Annotated in this window: 17 protein-coding genes; 8 read left to right on the forward strand and 9 right to left on the reverse strand. The window is 54.9% G+C overall.

All coding sequences use genetic code 11. The annotated features are described in order from the left end of the window. Positions 1-34 precede the first annotated feature (34 nt). A complete protein-coding gene (locus DFP90_RS00640; protein ID WP_147300894.1) occupies positions 35-1057 on the forward strand; it encodes a hypothetical protein in 1023 nt (340 codons plus the stop codon). Between the two features lie 331 nt (positions 1058-1388). Further along, positions 1389-2477 carry an ankyrin repeat domain-containing protein gene (locus tag DFP90_RS22640; protein WP_147300895.1) on the forward strand — a complete coding sequence of 363 codons (1089 nt, stop codon included), beginning with the start codon at positions 1389-1391 and terminating at the stop codon, positions 2475-2477. On the opposite strand, the gene DFP90_RS00655 is transcribed toward DFP90_RS22640, so the two are convergent. The 5 genes from DFP90_RS00655 to cdhC all read right to left on the reverse strand — a co-directional run bounded on the left by DFP90_RS00655 (position 2474) and on the right by cdhC (position 9021). Continuing rightward, complete coding sequence (locus tag DFP90_RS00655; protein ID WP_115934498.1) at positions 2474-3256, reverse strand: enoyl-CoA hydratase-related protein; 783 nt, start codon at positions 3254-3256, stop codon at positions 2474-2476. The genes DFP90_RS22640 and DFP90_RS00655 overlap by 4 nt on opposite strands. A gap of 15 nt (positions 3257-3271) precedes the next feature. After that, complete coding sequence (locus DFP90_RS00660) at positions 3272-5332, reverse strand: acetate--CoA ligase family protein (RefSeq protein WP_218044541.1); 2061 nt, start codon at positions 5330-5332, stop codon at positions 3272-3274. An 80-nt stretch (positions 5333-5412) separates the two neighbouring features. Next, positions 5413-6573 (reverse strand): acyl-CoA dehydrogenase family protein, encoded by a 1161-nt coding sequence (locus DFP90_RS00665; protein ID WP_115934499.1) that lies wholly within the window; start codon positions 6571-6573, stop codon positions 5413-5415. A gap of 13 nt (positions 6574-6586) precedes the next feature. Further along, entirely contained in the window at positions 6587-8077 is a 1491-nt protein-coding gene (locus DFP90_RS00670) for an L-carnitine dehydrogenase (protein WP_115934500.1), read from the reverse strand. 50 nt (positions 8078-8127) lie between these two features. Further along, positions 8128-9021, reverse strand: a complete 894-nt coding sequence (gene cdhC / locus DFP90_RS00675) for a 3-dehydrocarnitine:acetyl-CoA trimethylamine transferase CdhC (RefSeq protein WP_115934501.1) — start codon at positions 9019-9021, stop codon at positions 8128-8130. A gap of 161 nt (positions 9022-9182) precedes the next feature. Here cdhC and DFP90_RS00680 point away from each other — a divergent pair, with 161 nt between their 5' ends. Then, complete coding sequence (locus DFP90_RS00680; RefSeq protein WP_115934502.1) at positions 9183-10148, forward strand: GlxA family transcriptional regulator; 966 nt, start codon at positions 9183-9185, stop codon at positions 10146-10148. 17 nt (positions 10149-10165) lie between these two features. Here the strand turns inward: DFP90_RS00680 and DFP90_RS00685 are convergent, their stop codons facing one another. Then, positions 10166-10570, reverse strand: a complete 405-nt coding sequence (locus DFP90_RS00685) for a hypothetical protein (RefSeq protein ID WP_115934503.1) — start codon at positions 10568-10570, stop codon at positions 10166-10168. Positions 10571-10651: 81 nt separating this feature from the next. Next, entirely contained in the window at positions 10652-11035 is a 384-nt protein-coding gene (locus DFP90_RS00690; protein ID WP_115934504.1) for a c-type cytochrome, read from the reverse strand. Positions 11036-11461: 426 nt separating this feature from the next. On the opposite strand from DFP90_RS00690, the gene DFP90_RS00695 reads away from it, so the two are divergent. Then, positions 11462-11896 carry a hypothetical protein gene (locus DFP90_RS00695; RefSeq protein ID WP_115934505.1) on the forward strand — a complete coding sequence of 145 codons (435 nt, stop codon included), beginning with the start codon at positions 11462-11464 and terminating at the stop codon, positions 11894-11896. Between the two features lie 32 nt (positions 11897-11928). Here the strand turns inward: DFP90_RS00695 and DFP90_RS00700 are convergent, their stop codons facing one another. Beyond that, positions 11929-12411, reverse strand: a complete 483-nt coding sequence (locus DFP90_RS00700) for a flavodoxin domain-containing protein (protein WP_245956931.1) — start codon at positions 12409-12411, stop codon at positions 11929-11931. A gap of 181 nt (positions 12412-12592) precedes the next feature. On the opposite strand from DFP90_RS00700, the gene DFP90_RS00705 reads away from it, so the two are divergent. The 4 genes from DFP90_RS00705 (at position 12593) to DFP90_RS00720 (ending at position 17565) form a co-directional block, all read left to right on the forward strand. Then, the gene (locus DFP90_RS00705; protein WP_115934507.1) at positions 12593-13384 is read left to right on the forward strand and encodes an enoyl-CoA hydratase-related protein; all 792 of its coding nucleotides are present in this window, start codon (positions 12593-12595) and stop codon (positions 13382-13384) included. A gap of 3 nt (positions 13385-13387) precedes the next feature. After that, the gene (locus tag DFP90_RS00710; protein WP_115934508.1) at positions 13388-14899 is read left to right on the forward strand and encodes a 3-hydroxyacyl-CoA dehydrogenase; all 1512 of its coding nucleotides are present in this window, start codon (positions 13388-13390) and stop codon (positions 14897-14899) included. A gap of 66 nt (positions 14900-14965) precedes the next feature. After that, on the forward strand, positions 14966-16171 hold the full coding sequence (gene pcaF / locus DFP90_RS00715; protein WP_115934509.1) for a 3-oxoadipyl-CoA thiolase: 1206 nt from the start codon (positions 14966-14968) through the stop codon (positions 16169-16171). 182 nt (positions 16172-16353) lie between these two features. Further along, positions 16354-17565 (forward strand): multidrug effflux MFS transporter, encoded by a 1212-nt coding sequence (locus DFP90_RS00720; RefSeq protein WP_115934510.1) that lies wholly within the window; start codon positions 16354-16356, stop codon positions 17563-17565. Between the two features lie 69 nt (positions 17566-17634). Here DFP90_RS00720 and DFP90_RS00725 read toward each other — a convergent pair whose 3' ends face one another. Next, positions 17635-18411, reverse strand: a complete 777-nt coding sequence (locus DFP90_RS00725; protein WP_115934511.1) for a DUF2189 domain-containing protein — start codon at positions 18409-18411, stop codon at positions 17635-17637. Between the last annotated feature and the right edge of the window lie 83 nt (positions 18412-18494).

Raw genomic sequence — 18494 nt, forward strand, 5'->3', positions numbered from 1 at the left:
GCTAAATGTCGGTCAAACTATTTCAAGATTGAACATGCTGAATACAACAATAGGGCATTGGCCAGCCACCCGAATCATTCCAATTCTCGGCGCACCAAGCCTTAATAGTTTGATTGGAAATTTCCCGGAAAGCAGCAATATGAAATTAATTGGATCTATCGGAGCAATCCTGTGCATATGGGCATTTAGCCTTGTCTCCGCAACATCCACCTACGCTCAAACTGAAGCAGATATTGAATCACTTTGGGCAAAAAAGGACAAAAGAATCGGTGGTTTCGAAGGTCAGGTCAACCCCAATGGCACCTCTGAACTATCCGTCCGCGGCATGACAGCGCCTGGCGTTACTATTCTTGCCTTTCTTATTAAAGATAATGACCTGAAAACCCTGCTTTTTGCCAAGATGGAACTGAGCAGGTCCTTCAATCAAAACACTAAAACTTTAACGACAAGCGCCACACTCATTGGTGAGGGCGTCGTCCCATTGGGGAACATTCGCGATTACGAGGAATTAGCGCTTCCAACCGGGTTGAAATTTGTAGAAGTTATATCGAACGGAACTTCCGAAAAGACACGCAAATATTATCATTTGAATACTGCCGGAGAACCGGTTGAAGGCTTGCCCGCAGCCCTGGCCCCCCATCAAAAAATTCTCGACCCGCTTTTCAAACCTCTTGTCGAGATTCCCGTACAAACAGCATCCGCCAGCAGCAGCTCGAAATTCTTGGTCAAAACCCAGACGCCTTTCGGCTCCATTCTGGACCGTTTTACTGGCGTACGCACTTCCGACGACAGTATTTCGGCATTCATAGACACGACTCGCGTAGCCGGCAACACTACTTGTTACCAGCAAAACTGCATATTGCTGGAAAACTATAGGGAGTCCGTCGGCAACACCGACCTAGGATCGGTAAAATCCATTGCCAAAGGCAATACCAAGATTCTAGAGCAAGCCGCGATCATCGCCGACAGCATGATTTGGCTACACACCTATCCAGAAGGTGGAGATCAAACGCCAAGCTCAAGAATTCTGATACGCTACATGTTGCAGACAAACTGAATCCAATCTCAAAAAAAACCGAAAATCTTCTATATCCATGGAAATCACGAAAAGCCCCTAATGAAAGGGGCTTTTCTTGTATTGGACTCAGCGCCCCTTCCAGACCGGATCCCGTTTCTTGGCAAAAGCCCTAGGGCCTTCTTCCGCATCCTCACTGGTCTGCATCTGCTTATACAGGGGGCCTTGCCATCACGCATATAGGCAAAGCCCTCATCGGCGCCGAGCCCTTCGGTCCCGCTCGACTGATCTCAAAAGCCCCGCCAACCGGCGGGGCTTTTCTTTTCTTCCCATACTCTGCAGGATAAGGGCAAATGGGAAGGGTCTAAGATCAATGAATCCGACAATGTCACTTGCAGCATTCGTCCTTTTCCTGCCGTTGCTTTTCACGCAGCAGGCTGCGGCAGATCAAAACAATCCATCCCTGTTTCCAGCCCTTCTGATAAAACAAAACCAACCGGAAAAAGCTGCAGAACAAGCCGCAGCCAGAGGAGATTTCCGGCTTTTGTTACTGGACCATGGCTGGAACTCATCAAGGCCTGGTGTCCTTTGCTTTTTAAATCGCCATCTTAAGTCCGAGAGGGATCATTATTATCTCGTAGGGGATACGGAGACGGGGATACCCCTCGCCCCGGAAACCGGTGAACCGTTGCCAATCATACCCTCTGAGGAAAAAGTTGATGAATATGCAAGGCGATTTAACCGCACGGTGGTCATGCATTCCCACTACCCTGATCCAGACATCTGCTGGCCTTCAAGGGATGATTTTCTCTCATCAGGCCCGCGAAATCCGGATTTCCGACCCAACCAGCATCTAACGACATTGGAACGTTTTTCCAACCCAGCACAGCCAATACCACCCGAACCCGATGAGGGAAAACTGGCTTGGGCGACACGATTCGGCCAGTCGGAGATGGCTAAATCTTTACTGGATGCCGGACACTCTCCCAATCAGGCGGATCGGTGGAATATGAGTCCCCTGGACTGGGCGGCCGCCAGGGGGCGAGACGGAATATTGGATCTTTTGATCAATGCTGGTGCAGACCCATATATCATTCATGGCCTGAAGGAACATGATCCAAGATACACCGTTGCCATTCAAAAGGATCTTGGTTTTTCCGCCATGCGTTTGGCAATCATCACTCGGCGAAGCGACATTGTCAGAAAACTCATTTCGTTGATACAGGCTAAAGCGGAGGAACCATGTGTTGCCTCATATCCGATTGGGCGCGGAATGGTGCTCGCTGTTCACATTGAAGACCTGAAAATACTTAATTTATTATACAACAATTCCGAAACGGAACGGGGCTGTAAACATTTTGAAAGTCGCAGAAGTGAACTCAAGACACTTCTACCAAAAATCAGGAATGAGCAAATCAGACTTTGGTTAACGGAACATGCCGATTTGCTCGTTACCCCTTAACGCCCCTTCCAGACCGGATCCCGTTTCTCGGCAAAAGCCTTTGGCCCTTCTTCCGCGTCCTCGCTGGTCAGCATCTGCTTATACAAGGGGGCCTTGCCGTCACGCATATAGGCAAAGCCCTCATCGGTGCCGAGCCCTTCGGTCCCGCGCAGCAATTGCTTGATCGAACCGATGGCCAGCGGGGCCGCCTGGATAATCTCATTGGCCGTTTCACGGGCCTTTTCCATCAATTGATCCAGCGGGACTACCGCATTGATCAGGCCCCAGTTGGCCGCTTCTTCGGCGCTCATCCGCCGTCCCGTGAACAGCATCTCGCGGGCAATGGCGCGCGGCAACATTTTGGGCAAGCGAATGGTGCCCGCATCCGGGATCACGCCAACAAAGATTTCGGGCAGGAAAAACTGCGCATGTTCGGCGGCCACCACCAGGTCAGCGGCCAGCGCCAGTTCGAACCCGCCGCCGCAGGCGATGCCGTTCACCGCCACAATCACCGGCTTGTTCAATTCCGGCAATTCGGTGAAGCCACCGAAACCGCCCTCACCGTAATCCGCCTCATAATCCTCACCATCCGCGGCGGCATTCAGATCCCAGCCGGCAGAGAAGAACTTTTCCCCGCCCCCGCTCAGGATCGCCACCCGCATTTCCGGATCATCGCGAAATTCGGCAAAAACCCTGCTCATCTCACGGCTGGTTTCCGCATCGATGGCATTGGCCTTGGGCCGATCCAGAGTGATTTCCAAAATGCCGCCATTGCGGACAACTTTTACTGCTTCAGACATGGGTTTCCCCCTTTCCTATTCCGCAATCCTGATGAGCGCATCGGCCGCGACCGCCCCCTTGCCCGCCTCACAAACCATCAGCGGGTTAATATCCAATTCCTGGAGCGTCTCTTTGTTTGCCTCTGCAAAGGCGGCAACCGCCATCACGGAATCAATGACCGCTTCCAAATCACCCGCCGGTTTGCCGCGATAACCTTCCAGCAGCTTGTAGCTTTTCAGCCCTTGCAATGCATTCCTGACCGTCTCGCGATCGGTCGGCAGCAACAAGGTGGCGCTGTCTTGCAACAATTCCACCAGGATGCCGCCCGCTCCCAGCACCAGGGTCGGGCCAAACTGGTCATCCCGGCTGATACCGACGATCAGTTCCGCGACAAAGCCCGGCACCATCTTTTCAACCATGAATTTGTCGGACAGACCCGCCATGTCCGTCACTGCCGCATCCACCGCATTACCATCGGTGAGGTTCAGTTTCACAGCCCCCATTTCGGTTTTATGTGCCAGATGGGAACCAACGGCCTTTACCACTACCGGATAGCCTAGGGCCTCCGCAGCGGCTACAGCCTCGGTTGCGGAGGTGACCAACGCACCTTCCGGAACCGAAAGACCATGGGACAAAAGACTGCGCTTGGAGCGCCATTCGTCAATAATCCGGCCTTCCGCGCCTTCACCTGTGGTCGTGGCGATCGGATTAGGGACTGGCCGGTCGAAGGCCTTGCCGATTTCATGGGCATGACCCAGCGCCCCCAGGCATCGATCCAGGCCGATCATCGGCGCAACTCCCTGATCCACGCAGGCTTTGATCGCGTGATCTGGCAGGCATTCCGCCATGGAAGCAACCACAATCCCTTTAAAACCGGTTTTCTTCGAAGCCCTGGCCAGCGCATTCATCGCCGCATCCCAGGCCTCCGGGTTGGCGCCATCATAATTGGGCCAGTCCAGCAGCAGCATGGTCGCATCATATTCACCGCCTTTTATCATGGCGGCGAATGTGGCTTCCAGCTGATCCGGTTTGCCCCAGATGAATGTGTGGTAATCCAGCGGATTGGCCACATGAACATAATCGCTTAGCGTCGCCTGAACATCCGCAACATGATCGTTGCCCATGGCCGGAAAACACACCTGATGACGTTCGATCAGATCCGCCATCATGCCTGCCTCGCCGCCGGAACAGCTCATGCTGGCCACCCGGTTGCCGCTCAAAGGTCCAATCACAGAAACCAGCTTCAGGGTCTCCAGGAATTCCGGCACCGTATCCACCCGGGCAATGCCGACCCGGCGAAATAATGCATCAAACAGCGCATCCGACCCCGTCAGTGAGCTTGTATGGCTCATGGCAATCTTGGCAGCGGCTTCCGACCGGCCGCTTTTCAAGGCAATGATCGGAATCTTTTTCTCCAGCGCCCGTCGGGACACCCGGTCGAATTCGCCCACATCGGATATGCCCTCAATATGAAGGCCGATGGCCGTCACCCGGTCATCATCCAGCAGGGCATCCATCACATCAGCAATCGAAACGGCCGCTTGGTTGCCCATGGTGAACATGAATGCCAGCGGCAGGCCACGCTGCTGCATGGTCATGTTCAGGCCGATATTGCCGCTCTGGGTGATGATCGCCACGCCCTTTTCCACCGCCTTGCAACCATGCTGATCCGGCCAGAGGACCGCCCGATCAATGCAGTTCAGCATGCCGTAACAATTCGGGCCGATTATCGGCATATTGCCCGCCGCCTCAACCAGGATCTTCTGGCGTGCCGCGCCTTCTTCGCCTACTTCCGAAAAGCCGGAGGCATAAAGGACCGCGCCGCCACAGCCGACCCGGTCCAGATCGCCGACAATCTTGATGGCGGCGTCCGCATTGACGGCCACATAGGCGGCATCCGGCACGCCCGGCAACTCATCAACCGAGCGATAACATTTCAGTCCCTCGATCTCATCGCGTTTTGGATGAACAGCCCAAATCTCACCCTGGAAACCAAACTTGCGACTTTCCCGGATGGCATGATCCGCGCCCACGCTGCCAAAAACCACGATGGATTTCGGCGACAGCAGACGGGCAAAACGATCTTTGTTGATCACGGTCCACTCCCTGAACCAATTATTGTTACGTCAAACTGGACAGCCCCGGCCTGATAGGAAACCGGGGCTGTCTCTCTCACTTACTGCTCGTAGGGACGCAGCATAGCGCGTGAGATGATGTGGCGCTGGATCTCCGATGTGCCGTCCCAGATCCGCTCGACCCTGTGGTCGCGCCAAATCCGTTCCAGCGGAAGTTCGTCCATCAGCCCCATGCCGCCCAGGATCTGGATCGCCTCGTCAGAGACCATCTGCAGCATCTCGGTGGCTTTCAATTTGGCCATGGCGGCATCCGTATCCGTCATACCACCATTATCGTCCTTCCAGGCCGCATACAGGGTCAGCAGCTCAGCCGCCTTTAATTCCAGAGCCATATCGGCCAGTTTAAAGGAAACGCCCTGGTTCTTGCCGATAGGCTTGCCGAACTGTTTACGGGTCGCCGCCCATTCAGTGGCGATCTCCAACGCGCGTTCGGCACGCCCCAGGCACATGGCGGCAACGGACAGGCGGGTCGCGCCCAACCATTCATTGGCTACATCAAAGCCCCGATGCTCTTCTCCCAGGATCTGGCTTTCATGGACCCGGCAATTGTCGAAATTGAGGATACAGTTGTGATAGCCGCGGTGCGAAACAGAATGATAGCCTTGTTCCACGGTGAAACCGGGCGTGCCCATATCCACCAGGAAGGTGGTGATCTTCTTCTTCGGCCCCCTGGGTGTGTCTTCCACCCCGGTTGCCGCAAACAGGATCACATAGTCAGCCACATCCGCATGGCTGATGAAATGTTTGGTGCCGTTGATAACGAAATGGTCCCCGTCCCGCTCGGCCCGGCATTCCATCGAACGCACATCCGAACCCGCATTGGGTTCGGTCAGCGCCAGGCAGTCGATCTTTTCACCCCGGATGGTTGGCAAAAGGTAATTATCCACCTGCTCCCCCTTACAGGCCTGCAGGATGTTCGAGGGCCTGGCCACGATATATTGGAGACCGAAATTGGCTCGTCCCAGTTCCTTTTCCAGTAGGGTCAGCGAAACTGTATCCAAACCGCCGCCGCCCAGCTCTTCGGGCATGTTGGCGGCATAAAACCCCATCTCCAGGGCTTTCTGCTTGATCGATTCGTAGAGTTCCGGCCGGATCTGGTCGGTCTTTTCCACTTCATCCTCAAAGGGATAGAGCTCCTGCTCAACGAAAGCACGGGCACTTTCGATGATCATGTTATGCTCTTCGGTGAGTGCGAAATCCATTATTTCCCCTCCCTTATTTTTTCTTGATGGCCATCTGGCGGCCAACCTGTTCCGGCACATCCAAACCAGCATGCGCCGCCATCACCGCCTGCAGGGCCTCATAGACATCTTCACGGATCGGGCAGGCCTTGGCGGCATTCATATCCACATGCAGCAGCATCTGTTCTGTGGTCGCCAGCAGCTCGCCGGTCTGCGCGTGATACATGGCATGGAAGAAATGCATTCGCTTCTCATCCAGGCCCAGCAGTTGGGTGGTGAATTTCAGCGGATCGCCGGTGCTGCATTCCTGGAAATAGTTAATATGGGTCTCAACCGTGTAGAAGCTAAGCCCGCTGGCCCGGTAGGCCTCATCATCGCCGATGAAGCGGAACAGCGCATCCGTTGCCCAGCCAAAAGCGATCAAATAGGCCGCCTCGGTCATGTGGCTGTTATAATCCACCCAATCAGGGCGCACGGAACAGCGATACAGCTCCATCGGGGCTGCCGGTATATCCATGCCTTTTTCAAAGCGGGTGAAAGACTGCACGGAATTGATCTGATTGACCTCATCCTCATGCAGCAGACGGCCGGCCCCTTCCTTGAAGGTTTTCAGCGCGTTCATGATCGCGATCAGGCAATCGTCCCGCATCCGCTCCAGTTCCTTGACCGACGTACCTTCGGTCTGGGCCTTGGTGCCTTCCACCATATTATCGATCAGCTGATCGGTCAGTTCCGGCGCTTCCAGCTTGGTCCAGGGCAGTTTTAGGGCCGGGCCGAACTGTTCGAGCATATGGCGCATACCGGCGTCACCACCCGCCAGATGGAAGGTTTTGTTGACCCCCATGAAGGCCCAGCGGAGACCCGGGCCATAGACGATGGCGTCATCCAGCTCGCCGGTGGTGGCGATGCCATCATTCACCAGATGCAGGTTTTCACGCCACAGCGCTTCCTGCAGGCGGTCGGACAGGAACCCTTCGATCTCGTTCCGCACATGCAGCGGATACATGCCGATGGATTTGTAGAAGTCACTAGCCAGTTCTACATATTTCGGGTCGGTCTTCTCGCCCGCCATCACTTCCACCAGCGGCAGCAAGTAGACCGGGTTGAAGGGATGACCGACCAGCACTCGTTCCGGGGTCGCGCAGTCCGCCTGGAAATCAGTCGGGAGCAGGCCGGAGGTAGAGGATGCGATCATTACACCGGGACGTGCGGCCGCATCCAACCGGGCATGAATACTCTTCTTCAGATCCAGCCGCTCGGGCGCAGATTCCTGGATGAAATCCGCGGATGAGGCCATTTCCTCCAGGCTGGCGGCAAAGCGCAGGCGATCCTGGCTGGCACCTTCATGCAGGCCCATTTTGATGAGCGCAGGCCAGGCATTGGCCACAGCCGCACGCAGTTTTTCCTCCGCATCCGGGGCCGGGTCCCAGGCCACCACATCCAGGCCGCGAGCAAGCGCACGCGCCGCCCATCCGGCGCCGATCACACCGGTGCCGATAATACCGAAAGTCTTGATGTCAGACATTTCTTAAATCCGTATTCAATTGTGTTTTCAAAAACTTACCTTGCCCGGTCTTAGCCGCGCTTGGTCAGCTGCCATTTCTCACGACAGCGTTCCGGGGTCATGATCTTGGCCCCCATGCGCTCCAGGATTTCCCGCGCCCGTTCCACCAGGGACCCGTTGGAGGCATAAACGCCTTTTTCCAGATACAGGTTGTCTTCCAGTCCAACGCGGCAGTTCCCGCCAAGCAAAGCCGCCTGGGCAACGAATGGCAGCTGCATGCGGCCAATGGCAAAGGCGGACCAGTTGGCCCCGGCCGGCACCTGATTGACCATGGCCATCAAGGTCGCGACATCCGCTGGCGCGCCATAGGGAATGCCGGTGCAGAGCTGGAACAGCGGCGGGCTGTCCAGCAGGCCTTCCTGATTGACCACATTGGCAAACCAAAGGTTGCCGGTATCAAAAATTTCCAGTTCCGGCTTCACGCCCAGTTCCTGGATCCGTTTCAGCCCGGTGCGCATCATGTCGGGGGTGGAGACATAGATGCTGTTGCCGTCGCCAAAATTGAGCGAACCGCAATCGACGGTGCAAATCTCAGGCAGCAGTTCCTCGATATGGGCCAGACGCTCCAGCGGGCCAACCAAGTCGGTGCCGTCCTGGCCAAATTCCATCGGGTTTTCACCAGGCCCGATTTCCAGATCCCCGCCCATGCCGGCGGTCAGGTTGATGATGACATCGGTGTCGGCTTCGCGGATGCGCTCCACCACTTCCCGATAAAGGGCCACATCCCGACTGCCTTTGCCGGTTTCCGGATCGCGGACATGGCAATGGGCAACAGTCGCCCCTGCCTTGGCGGCCTCGATGGCGGCCTCTGCAATCTGTTTCGGGGTGACGGGAATCGCCGGATGTTTGTCGACGGTATCGCCCGCCCCGGTGACTGCACAGGTGATTGCAACTTCAAAATTCATAACCGCTCTCCTTATCCAAAGAACTTTCTTTGCGCTCGCTTATTTCATGGATGCGAACTTGATTGTTTCGCTGTCTCCGACTCTAAGCGCCGTTGAATTTTCAATTTGACCGATTTCGACTTCCCCTTGATATTTTCCGCCGTTCTGGATCAGGATGAATAATGATGTTTGGTGACAAACCCACCACCGGGCCGCAGCATCTTTCGTTTTTGCTGCTGCACCGTTTTTCGCTGATGGCCTTTGCTTCGGCCTCCGAACCCTTGCGGATCGCCAATTGGCTCGCCGGGGAAACGCTCTATGAATGGGAGCTATTATCGGCAGACGGCCAGCCGGTGATGGCCAGCAATGGCATGCAGGCCGTCACCGACCGTTCCATTGATGAGGTTGAAAAGACATCCATCATCCATGTCTGCACTAGTTTCGCGCCCGAAGATGTGGCCACCAAGCCGGTCTTGAGCTGGTTGAGGAAGCAGGCCTCCCACGGTGCGGTCATCGGCGCCATGGATACAGGCAGCCACATTTTGGCCTGTGCGGGCCTGCTGGATGGGTACAGTGCCACAATCCACTGGATGCATCAGGAAAGCTTTTCCGAATCATTCCCCCATGTGAATTTGGTACCGGATCTCTTCGTCATTGACCGGGACCGGGTAACATCATCCGGCGGTACTTCAAGCATGGACGTGACATTGCAGCTGATCCGGGCGCAACATGGCAAGGATCTAGCGGTGGCCGTCGCCGATACCTTTGTCCATAACCGTATCCGCGAGGGCGATGCACCGCAGCGGATGAATCTCAGTCAGCGCCTGGCCACCAATAACCGCTATGTGGTCAAAGCAGTGGAACTGATGGAAAGCCATCTGGAGGACCCGCTTCGCACCAGTGACATATCCTCCATGCTTAATATCTCCCTGCGCGAACTGGAACGGGCTTTTCAGAAATCCCTCAAATCCACGCCGGGCGGTTACTACCGTCGGCTACGCCTGGAGCGGGCAAGGTCCCTGCTCCAGCAGACAGAAATGTCGGTGTTGGAAGTGGCGATCAGCTGCGGTTTCACATCTTCGGCCCATTTTTCCAGATGCTACCGCGAGCGCTACGGCCATCCGCCCAGCATTGATAGAAGGATCTGAGAAACTCGGATCCCGCCTCAAAAGCGGCTATAGGCCCAGAACCAGATCAACGCGCCTTTGACCGTAAAGATGATCATAGTGATAAAGAAACTCTCATGTCCGGGGGTGAAATAGGTTCCAGTTAGATAGACGCCAAACCCCAGGGCCAGAAACCCCACAACGATCAAAGAAAGAATGAGGGCCAGCAACGGCTGCTTTCCCGCGCCATCCCGCAACAGCATATGATCCGCCAGACTGCCGAGCGAAACAAAAAGAAATAAAAAGGCCAGCGAACCCGCCTGATGGGCCAGCGCCCAGTCCACAACCGGTGCGACATTGGTTTCAAATAGGAACTGTAATCCTGGGCTTGCAATCAGCCATCCCCCCGCGCCCCAGAAGACAGCGGAAGGCAGGAATGCACAAAGAAATTCCCCCTTGCTCATGCTCCTATCATACCAGAAAAGCAAAAGGCCCGCCGGAACTTTCGGCGGGCCTTCAAAATGTTCTTCAAGCTAAAGCGATGCTTATTTGGTCGCTTCCTTGAGATAGGCAATCACATTGGCGCGATCATCTTCTTTTTTGAGCTTCAGAACCATTTTGGTCTTTTTGATGAATTTCTTCGGATTGGCCAGCCATTTATCCAGGCTTTCATCATCCCAGTTGAAATCCGCTTCGGCCAGGCCGTCGGTATATTTGTAACCATCAGCCTTGCCCGCCGGACGGGTAAACATGCCGTGCAGGTTCGGACCGGTTTTATGTTTGTCGCCCGCTTCCAGGGTGTGGCAGGCCTTACATTTTTTAAAGACCTTTTCGCCTTTGGCGGCATCACCTGCCGCCTGGGCACCGGAAATGCCAGCTGTCAAAGCCAGGGCTGCACCCGCGAGAAGCATTACTGTCTTGTTCTTCATATGGAGAAACTCCCAACGTCTTTTGTCAAAAAACCAGTTCGTTTTGCGGCATCCCTAGCGGACAGCCTTTTGTTCTTTAGCTTAAGAAGAGATTGTGGAGAAAATGTGATTTCCCCGTATCTTCAGCCAAGTGGGACAATAGCGCAGATCAGATTTTGTGCAAATACCCGGCTGTATTTTTTGCCAAGCTTGCTTGATAGCCACGTTTCCCCGTCAGGCGAAAATCGGGAGAAACACTGTGCCTTCATACCCTTGCACCCATATTTGGTGCGTCAATAGGTCCCGAATATACCGTCCAATTTAATCGCGGAAAGACAAATTTCGCGGGCATATCACCGATTGATTCCGATCGAGGAAACACACCCGTCACAGGATTAGGATAAGGTAGGAATATGATTAGCAATTCATCAGAAGGAGGTCATAGCCATGACCGACCATCCAAAAATTGTCACAAGAATCATCATCGGGAAGTTGATTGGCGCTGCCTTTGGTGCGGGTGCCTTTTTTCTGCTCCCCGACCTTGGCCAGGAAAACAGCCTGATGCTAAAATGGGGATTCTTTTTCTGGTATATAACCTTTGGTGCCATCATCGGAATCATGGGGATCTTTGATCATCATCCCGTTTTGCGTATTCCAATGCCCTGGTGGTTGCGTGCCCCGGCCATCGGTGCCTGGCTCAATCTGGTGCTCACCCTCATCACCTATGATCTCTTGCAAAGGATTTTGGCATCATACTTTCCGGAAGGCTCAGCTCTGCAATCGCCTTTCTGGTTCGTCCTGGAGGGGGCCGTTCTGGGTTTGATCATCGGATACGTCGCCACTCGTTTCGGCGGCGAGGGATATCAAACAGTCACCTCTTAGGCGCCCCCCTGGCCAGATAGTCATATTATAGATTATAGCTGCGTCACCCAATCCCGGCACCAGGCCAGTGCAACCTCGTCTGGTGCCTGTTCGCTGCAAGCGTCGATTTCCAGCCGCTCCCCGATCCGGGTTGCCCCCAAATCTGCCAGGGTTTCATCCAATAATTTGCCGCCGCCGCAAAAGGTTTCGTCATAAGATTGGTCCCCCAAGGCAATCACCCCATAGCGGATATGGCCAAGATATTGCGGCACTGCATCCAGATGCATTTTCAGCGGCAGAATATTGTCCGGCAGGTCACCGCTGCCACGGGTCGCACAGCAGACCAAAACCAATTCCCGATCAACAAACACCCTTTCAACATCACTGAAATCTGTTTTTATTTCAACCTGATAACCGACCAAGCCCAGATCATCTCTTAGCTTTTCCGCGACCATTTCCGCGTTTCCGGATTCGGTTCCCACCAGAATTAACAGCTCGGCCATATCTGTTTTACCATCCCTAGTTTTTTTACCCATCAGACGCATTCTTTCGGTGCCACCTGCATCGCTCACGAACCATACCCGTTTGCCTGTCTCATGGCTCTTAGAAAGGGCGGATCATGCCTGCAGCGGAGGGATAAGGAAAAGAAAAAACTGGCGAAAGCTGAAAAATGTTTTAAGCTTGAAATAAATCAGAACGACAATAGGAAAGAGCACCATGTCCGACAAATCGTCTGGATATCGGGACATTCAGATCTCATATACCGCGGACCATGTCTTGGAAATCACCCTCCATAGGCCAGAGGCACGGAATGCGCTAAATACCAACCTTTTGGCAGAATTGAGCCGAGCCTTTACAGACGCACAGGCTGATCCGGATATCCGATGTGTAATCCTGACCGGCGGAGACAAGGTGTTTGCCGCCGGCGCCGACATCAAGGAACTGGCCGCCCATGATGCGACCACCATCCGCGATGATGTCCGGCCAACCTATTGGGCTGTTATCCGGGAATTCACCAAACCAATGATCGCCGCTGTGAATGGCTATTGTTTGGGTGGCGGCAATGAACTGGCCATGCATGCCGATGTCATTATTGCCGGTGAAAATGCTCTTTTCGGACAACCGGAAATCAATCTGGGGATCATACCGGGTGCCGGCGGCACCCAGCGGCTCCTTCACGCAGTTGGCAAATCAAAAGCAATGGAAATGGTCCTTGGCGGCACCATGATCAAGGCCGCCGAGGCCAGAGAAGTTGGGCTTGTATCCACAATCACCCCGCCTGAAACATGCCTGGAAACCGCACGGGAATTGGCATCTCGCATCGCCGCCAAATCCCCCCTGGCGACAATGGCCGCCAAGAAGGCCGTCTTGCAGGCTTATGAACGGCCGATGCAAGAGGCGCTTTTATTCGAGCGGGAATTATTCGCCGCTCTCTTTGACACAGAAGACATGAAAGAAGGCGTCCATGCCTTCATGGAAAAACGGCAACCGACGTTCAAGGGGCTCTGACTGATGCAGCCAATATCCAAAGAAACGGCCATTGCCATTGTGGGTGCCGGTGCCATGGGAAGCGGTATCGCACAAGTCGCAGCAACAGCCGGACACAAGGTATTTCTCTTTGACACCCGGGAGGGAGCAGCAGCCAAGGCGATTGAATTGCTCAGCCCCGGCCTGGAAAAGCAGGTCTCACGCGGCAAATTTACGGCTGCGCAAAAAACAGATATCCTGAGCCGGATCCATCCGGTGGACCGTCTGGCCCAACTCGCCGATTCGGGCCTTGTTATCGAAGCCATCGTTGAGGATCTCGCAATCAAGCAAGAGCTTTTCCGGCAATTGGAGGCAATTTGCGCGGACAACACCATTTTGGCCACAAACACGTCTTCGCTTTCGGTGACGGCAATCGCATCGGTGTTGGAAAGCCCGGCACGGCTGGTGGGCATGCATTTCTTTAATCCGGCGCAAGTGATGAAACTGGTTGAGGTGGTGACAGGGCTGGCCACAGGAAAAGAGTTTGCCGACAAGGTCTTCGCCACCGCGCAGGCCTGGGGCAAATCAGCTGTTTTTGCCAAATCGACCCCTGGTTTCATCGTCAACCGGGTGGCCAGACCGTTTTATGCAGAAAGCTGGCGCATGTTGGAAGAAAATGTGACCGATGCGGTGACAATCGACCATGCCGTTTCCAAGGCAGGCGGATTCCGCATGGGCCCATTTGCCTTGATGGACCTGATCGGTCATGACATCAATTTTGCGGTCACCAACAGCGTTTATGATGCCTGTTACCAGGATCCCCGCTACCGGCCATCTCTCCAACAGAAGGAACTGGTGCAGGCTGGGCATCTTGGCCGCAAGACCGGCCAGGGAATCTATAACCATGGCGCGGAACCACCCGTTCCGTCCTTTATGGAGACATTGCCCGCCCCCTCCATGGTTCAGGTATGCGGTGCCTTGGAAAACACCGGGAAACTGGCCGCTCGCTTGGCGGAAAGCAGCATTGATGCCCGATGGGAAGATGGTAACGGAGAAATCCGCTGCGATCATTTTACCCTCGCCCTCACTGATGGCCGAACGGCCACCCAACGATCCGTTGAAGAGGGCATCAACAATCTGGTGCTTTTTGACCTGGCGCTTGATTATGGCAGTGCGGAAGCCCTCTGCCTCGCCAAAGCCGATCAGACCAGTGAGCAGGCCTTCCGGTTGGCGGCTGGTTTCCTGGAAACCGTCGGGCTGCGCCCAATGGCCGTTGATGATTCTCCGGGACTTGTGGTCATGAGGACCGTAGCCATGCTCGCCAGTGAGGCGGCGGAGACCGTTTCTCACGGTGTGGCAGACGCTAAATCTGTTGATACGGCCATGACATTGGGCGTGAATTACCCTGTCGGCCCGCTGGCTTATGCCGAACAGGTCGGCCTTTCACGGATTCTTACCGTCCTCCAGGCCTTGGAAGGCCATTTCGGTGAAGACCGCTATCGTCCCTCCCCCTTCCTTCGCCGAAAGGTTCTTAGCGGCGGATGTTTTCTCGAATAATTGAATTAAGACAAGGGTCTCACCGTCCCGCCTTTAACCAGGGATGAGAAAAGGAAACAGAAAGCAATGTCGGACGCTTTTATCATTGATGCCATCCGAACCCCAATCGGTCGCTATGGCGGCACATTATCCGCTGTTCGCACCGACGACCTGGCTGCCCAGCCTATCCGCGCCCTAATGGAACGCAGCCCCCGGCTTGACTGGGAAGGTGTTGATGACGTGATTTTGGGATGCGCCAACCAGGCCGGTGAAGACAACCGGAACCTTGCCCGTATGGCATCTTTGCTGGCAGGCCTGCCGGTTACCGTGCCAGGCACCACCGTAAACCGCCTGTGCGGTTCGGGCATGGATGCGGTCGCTCTTGCCGCACGAAGCCTGAAATGCGGTGAGGCGGGCCTAATGATTGCAGGCGGCGCGGAGAGCATGTCCCGCGCCCCCCTGGTGATGCCAAAGGCCGACAGTGCCTTTTCAAGAGACGCCCGAATATTTGACAGCACTATTGGCTGGCGTTTCATCAATCCGGTCATGGAGAAAGCCTATGGCACGGATTCCATGCCGGAAACGGCGGAAAATGTCGCCGAGACATACGGGATCAGCCGTGAAGACCAGGACCTGTTTGCCTTTAACAGCCAGCAAAAAACCGGCGCCGCCCAGAATGCCGGTATCTTCGAAGCCGAAATCGTCCCGGTTTCCATTCCCCAACGAAAAGGCGACCCGATTCAGATGACCACTGACGAGCATCCCCGGCCGGGAACCAGCCTGGAAAAGCTCAAAGCACTAAAAGCGCCGTTCCGGGAGAATGGCACTGTGACCGCCGGAACCTCTTCCGGGGTCAATGATGGGGCTTGTTCAATATTACTGGCAAACGGTAAAGCCGCCCAGGTGAACGGTCTGACCCCGCGCGCCAGGGTGCTTGCCTGTGCGACTGCCGGGGTTGAGCCGCGCTTGATGGGCATGGGCCCCGTCCCCGCCAGCCAAAAAGCATTGGGTCTGGCCGGTCTGTCCCTCGATCAGATGGATGTCATTGAATTGAATGAGGCTTTTGCCGCACAGGCACTTGCTGTCATTCGCCAGATGGGCCTGCCCGATGATGATCCCCGGATCAATCCCAATGGCGGTGCCATCGCCCTCGGCCATCCGCTGGGCATGAGCGGCGCGCGCCTGATCACCACGGCTGTGAACCAATTGGAGCGTTCAAACGGACGCTATGCCCTATGCACCATGTGCATTGGTGTCGGCCAGGGCATCGCCATGATCATCGAGAGGCTCTGAAATAGAGCGAATAAGGGTGTAAATCTTTCAAGGCTCTGGATTATTTCCTAATCCTGCTTACATATAGATTCATCTAACCAGACAATCAGTTGCGGCAGCCGGCAAAAGCGCTGGCTGCGCGCACTGATATTTATTTGTTTTCAGGGGGAAGAAAATGTCGCGTTACCAGGGGAGTGCCCGGAATGACTGAGGCTGTCCGGAAAAGGCCCCGCCTGTTCTTTTTGACCGTCATCGCGGCCGCCGGGCCGCTGGCGATGAATATTTTGAACCCGGCCATGCCGATCATCGAGACCGATTTCCAGACCAGTTATGAGGTCGCCGGACTGACCCTGACATTGTATCTGTTGGCGCTGGGGGTATCCCAGCTGTTTGTCGGCTCCCTGTCGGACCGTTTCGGCCGGCGCCCCATCGTTCTCATCGGCATGTTGCTCTTTATCCTGGGTTCTCTTTTCTGCTACATGGCCACCAGCATCGAATTCCTAATCTTCGGACGCATCATTCAGGCGGCGGGCGGCTGTACGGGCCTGGTCATGGGCCGGACCATGGTCAGGGATATGTATGGCACAGAAAAAGCGGCTTCCATGCTGGCCTATATGGTGATGATCATGGTGGTTGTGCCGTTGATCGCAACACCGTTAGGCGGTTTCTTGACCGACCGGTCCGGCTGGCAGGCCAATATGATCCTGGCTGGCATTTACGGAATATTTGCCTTTGCCCTGTCGGTAAAATGGCTGCATGAAACCCATTTCAACCTGCAACCCATGACGGGCCTGTTCCAGATGTTTTCTGGTTTTGGTTCCCTTATTGTCAATCCGCGCTTCACCCATAACGCCTTCCAGACGGCCTTTTCCTCCGCAGCGTTTTTTGCCTTTGTGGCAGGCGCACCGAAAGCCATGCAGGATATGGGGGAAAGCCCAACAACCTTTGGTCTGTATTTCGCTGTTGCCGGTTTCTTCTATATGGCGGGCAATTTCATCACCGGCCGAAAATCCGAAAGCTGGGGACCGTCCAGGCTGGTGCTTTTTGGTACATTGTCGGCCTTCAGCGGCGGCCTGCATCTGCTGGCCTGCCTGTTGACCGGCACCCTCACACCGATAACCCTGTTCACCGGCATGGCCATTGTGGCATTTGGCAACGGTTTAAGCTTGCCCAGTGGCACGGCCGGTGCCGTGAGCGCCGATTTGAACCGCATTGGCGCAGCAGCGGGCCTGTCTGGCTTTCTCCAGATTGGCGGCGGAGCTCTGGCAAGTGCCCTTGTTGCCAAACTGATGGCCCTGACCGGCGGCCCTGATCCGCTGATTTATGCGATGACATTGTCCGTGACGGTGGCCCTTGCCATCAGCCTTGCCGGACAAAGCTATGAAAAACGCCTGGCGACCCGAGCCTCTGCCTAATGAAAAACCGGCGGCCAATGGCCGCCGGTTTCTGCATCACATCGCGGCAAACGCGATGATGCCCCTCCGTCAATGCGGAACCAATTCCCGATAAGCATGCCAGGACGCATATCCCAGCAGCGGCATGACGATAATCAATCCGATGAATGCGGTACCGATCGCAATCCCCATCAGGATGACGATGGTCAAAGCCCAGGCCGCCATGGTCGCCTTGTTATCCATGCAAACCCGAATACTGGTTTTGATCGCCATGAAGGCATCTGTGCCCTTATCCAGAAACATCGGCACTGCCACCACGGTGGTCATGAAGGCAACACCGCAGATGAAAATGCCAAGCAAGGCTTCAAGGAACAGGAATGTTTGCCCGGCTTCCGTTGTCAAAATCTGGGAATAAAGATTCTCAACCGAGATATTCGATTGTCCCATGACGCCAATAAAAAGGATGAAGCTGAACCAGGACAAGGCCACATAAAACAGCATCAGATAGATGCCCGTAATGGCAAGACGGTTCGGACAGGTTTTCCATGCATCCAATGCACTTCCAAGCGATGCTTCCTGACCGTTTTCAAAACGGCGTGCCGTATCATACATACCGATCGCCATGAGCGGACCCAGCAGCATCAAAGCCCCGGCAAGCGGTAAGATCAGTGGTAGAAGATCCGCTAAATATAGTCCGAATGTCGCCGCAAACCCGGCAACTGTGAAAATCAATCCATAAAAAATGCTGATTCCGGATGCCTTCTTGTAATCCGCCCAGCCCGCACTCAGCCAACGGCCGATCGCACCGGGATCAACCACATGATAAGATTCGTAATCTCGACCTGCATTTACAATTGTATTGCCCATGGGGCCTCCCTCAATTCCTGTTCTATTTCCAAGATTTCTTATTTTTATGCTCAATTGTAACTTTATTTTCACACGATAGGAAC

Origin of the sequence: Aestuariispira insulae (assembly GCF_003385955.1) — a bacterium.
Lineage (GTDB): Bacteria > Pseudomonadota > Alphaproteobacteria > UBA8366 > Aestuariispiraceae > Aestuariispira > Aestuariispira insulae.

Bases quoted from the DNA above. Each gene is read 5' to 3' on its own strand.
- DFP90_RS00640 (WP_147300894.1), top strand. From the start codon at position 35: ATGCTGAATACAACAATAGGGCATTGGCCAGCCACCCGAATCATTCCA.
- DFP90_RS22640 (WP_147300895.1), top strand. From the start codon at position 1,389: ATGAATCCGACAATGTCACTTGCAGCATTCGTCCTTTTCCTGCCGTTG.
- DFP90_RS00655 (WP_115934498.1), bottom strand. From the start codon at position 3,256: ATGTCTGAAGCAGTAAAAGTTGTCCGCAATGGCGGCATTTTGGAAATC.
- DFP90_RS00665 (WP_115934499.1), bottom strand. From the start codon at position 6,573: ATGGATTTCGCACTCACCGAAGAGCATAACATGATCATCGAAAGTGCC.
- DFP90_RS00670 (WP_115934500.1), bottom strand. From the start codon at position 8,077: ATGTCTGACATCAAGACTTTCGGTATTATCGGCACCGGTGTGATCGGC.
- cdhC (WP_115934501.1), bottom strand. From the start codon at position 9,021: ATGAATTTTGAAGTTGCAATCACCTGTGCAGTCACCGGGGCGGGCGAT.
- DFP90_RS00680 (WP_115934502.1), top strand. From the start codon at position 9,183: ATGATGTTTGGTGACAAACCCACCACCGGGCCGCAGCATCTTTCGTTT.
- DFP90_RS00685 (WP_115934503.1), bottom strand. From the start codon at position 10,570: ATGAGCAAGGGGGAATTTCTTTGTGCATTCCTGCCTTCCGCTGTCTTC.
- DFP90_RS00690 (WP_115934504.1), bottom strand. From the start codon at position 11,035: ATGAAGAACAAGACAGTAATGCTTCTCGCGGGTGCAGCCCTGGCTTTG.
- DFP90_RS00695 (WP_115934505.1), top strand. From the start codon at position 11,462: ATGACCGACCATCCAAAAATTGTCACAAGAATCATCATCGGGAAGTTG.
- DFP90_RS00700 (WP_245956931.1), bottom strand. From the start codon at position 12,411: ATGGGTAAAAAAACTAGGGATGGTAAAACAGATATGGCCGAGCTGTTA.
- DFP90_RS00705 (WP_115934507.1), top strand. From the start codon at position 12,593: ATGTCCGACAAATCGTCTGGATATCGGGACATTCAGATCTCATATACC.
- DFP90_RS00710 (WP_115934508.1), top strand. From the start codon at position 13,388: ATGCAGCCAATATCCAAAGAAACGGCCATTGCCATTGTGGGTGCCGGT.
- pcaF (WP_115934509.1), top strand. From the start codon at position 14,966: ATGTCGGACGCTTTTATCATTGATGCCATCCGAACCCCAATCGGTCGC.
- DFP90_RS00720 (WP_115934510.1), top strand. From the start codon at position 16,354: ATGACTGAGGCTGTCCGGAAAAGGCCCCGCCTGTTCTTTTTGACCGTC.
- DFP90_RS00725 (WP_115934511.1), bottom strand. From the start codon at position 18,411: ATGGGCAATACAATTGTAAATGCAGGTCGAGATTACGAATCTTATCAT.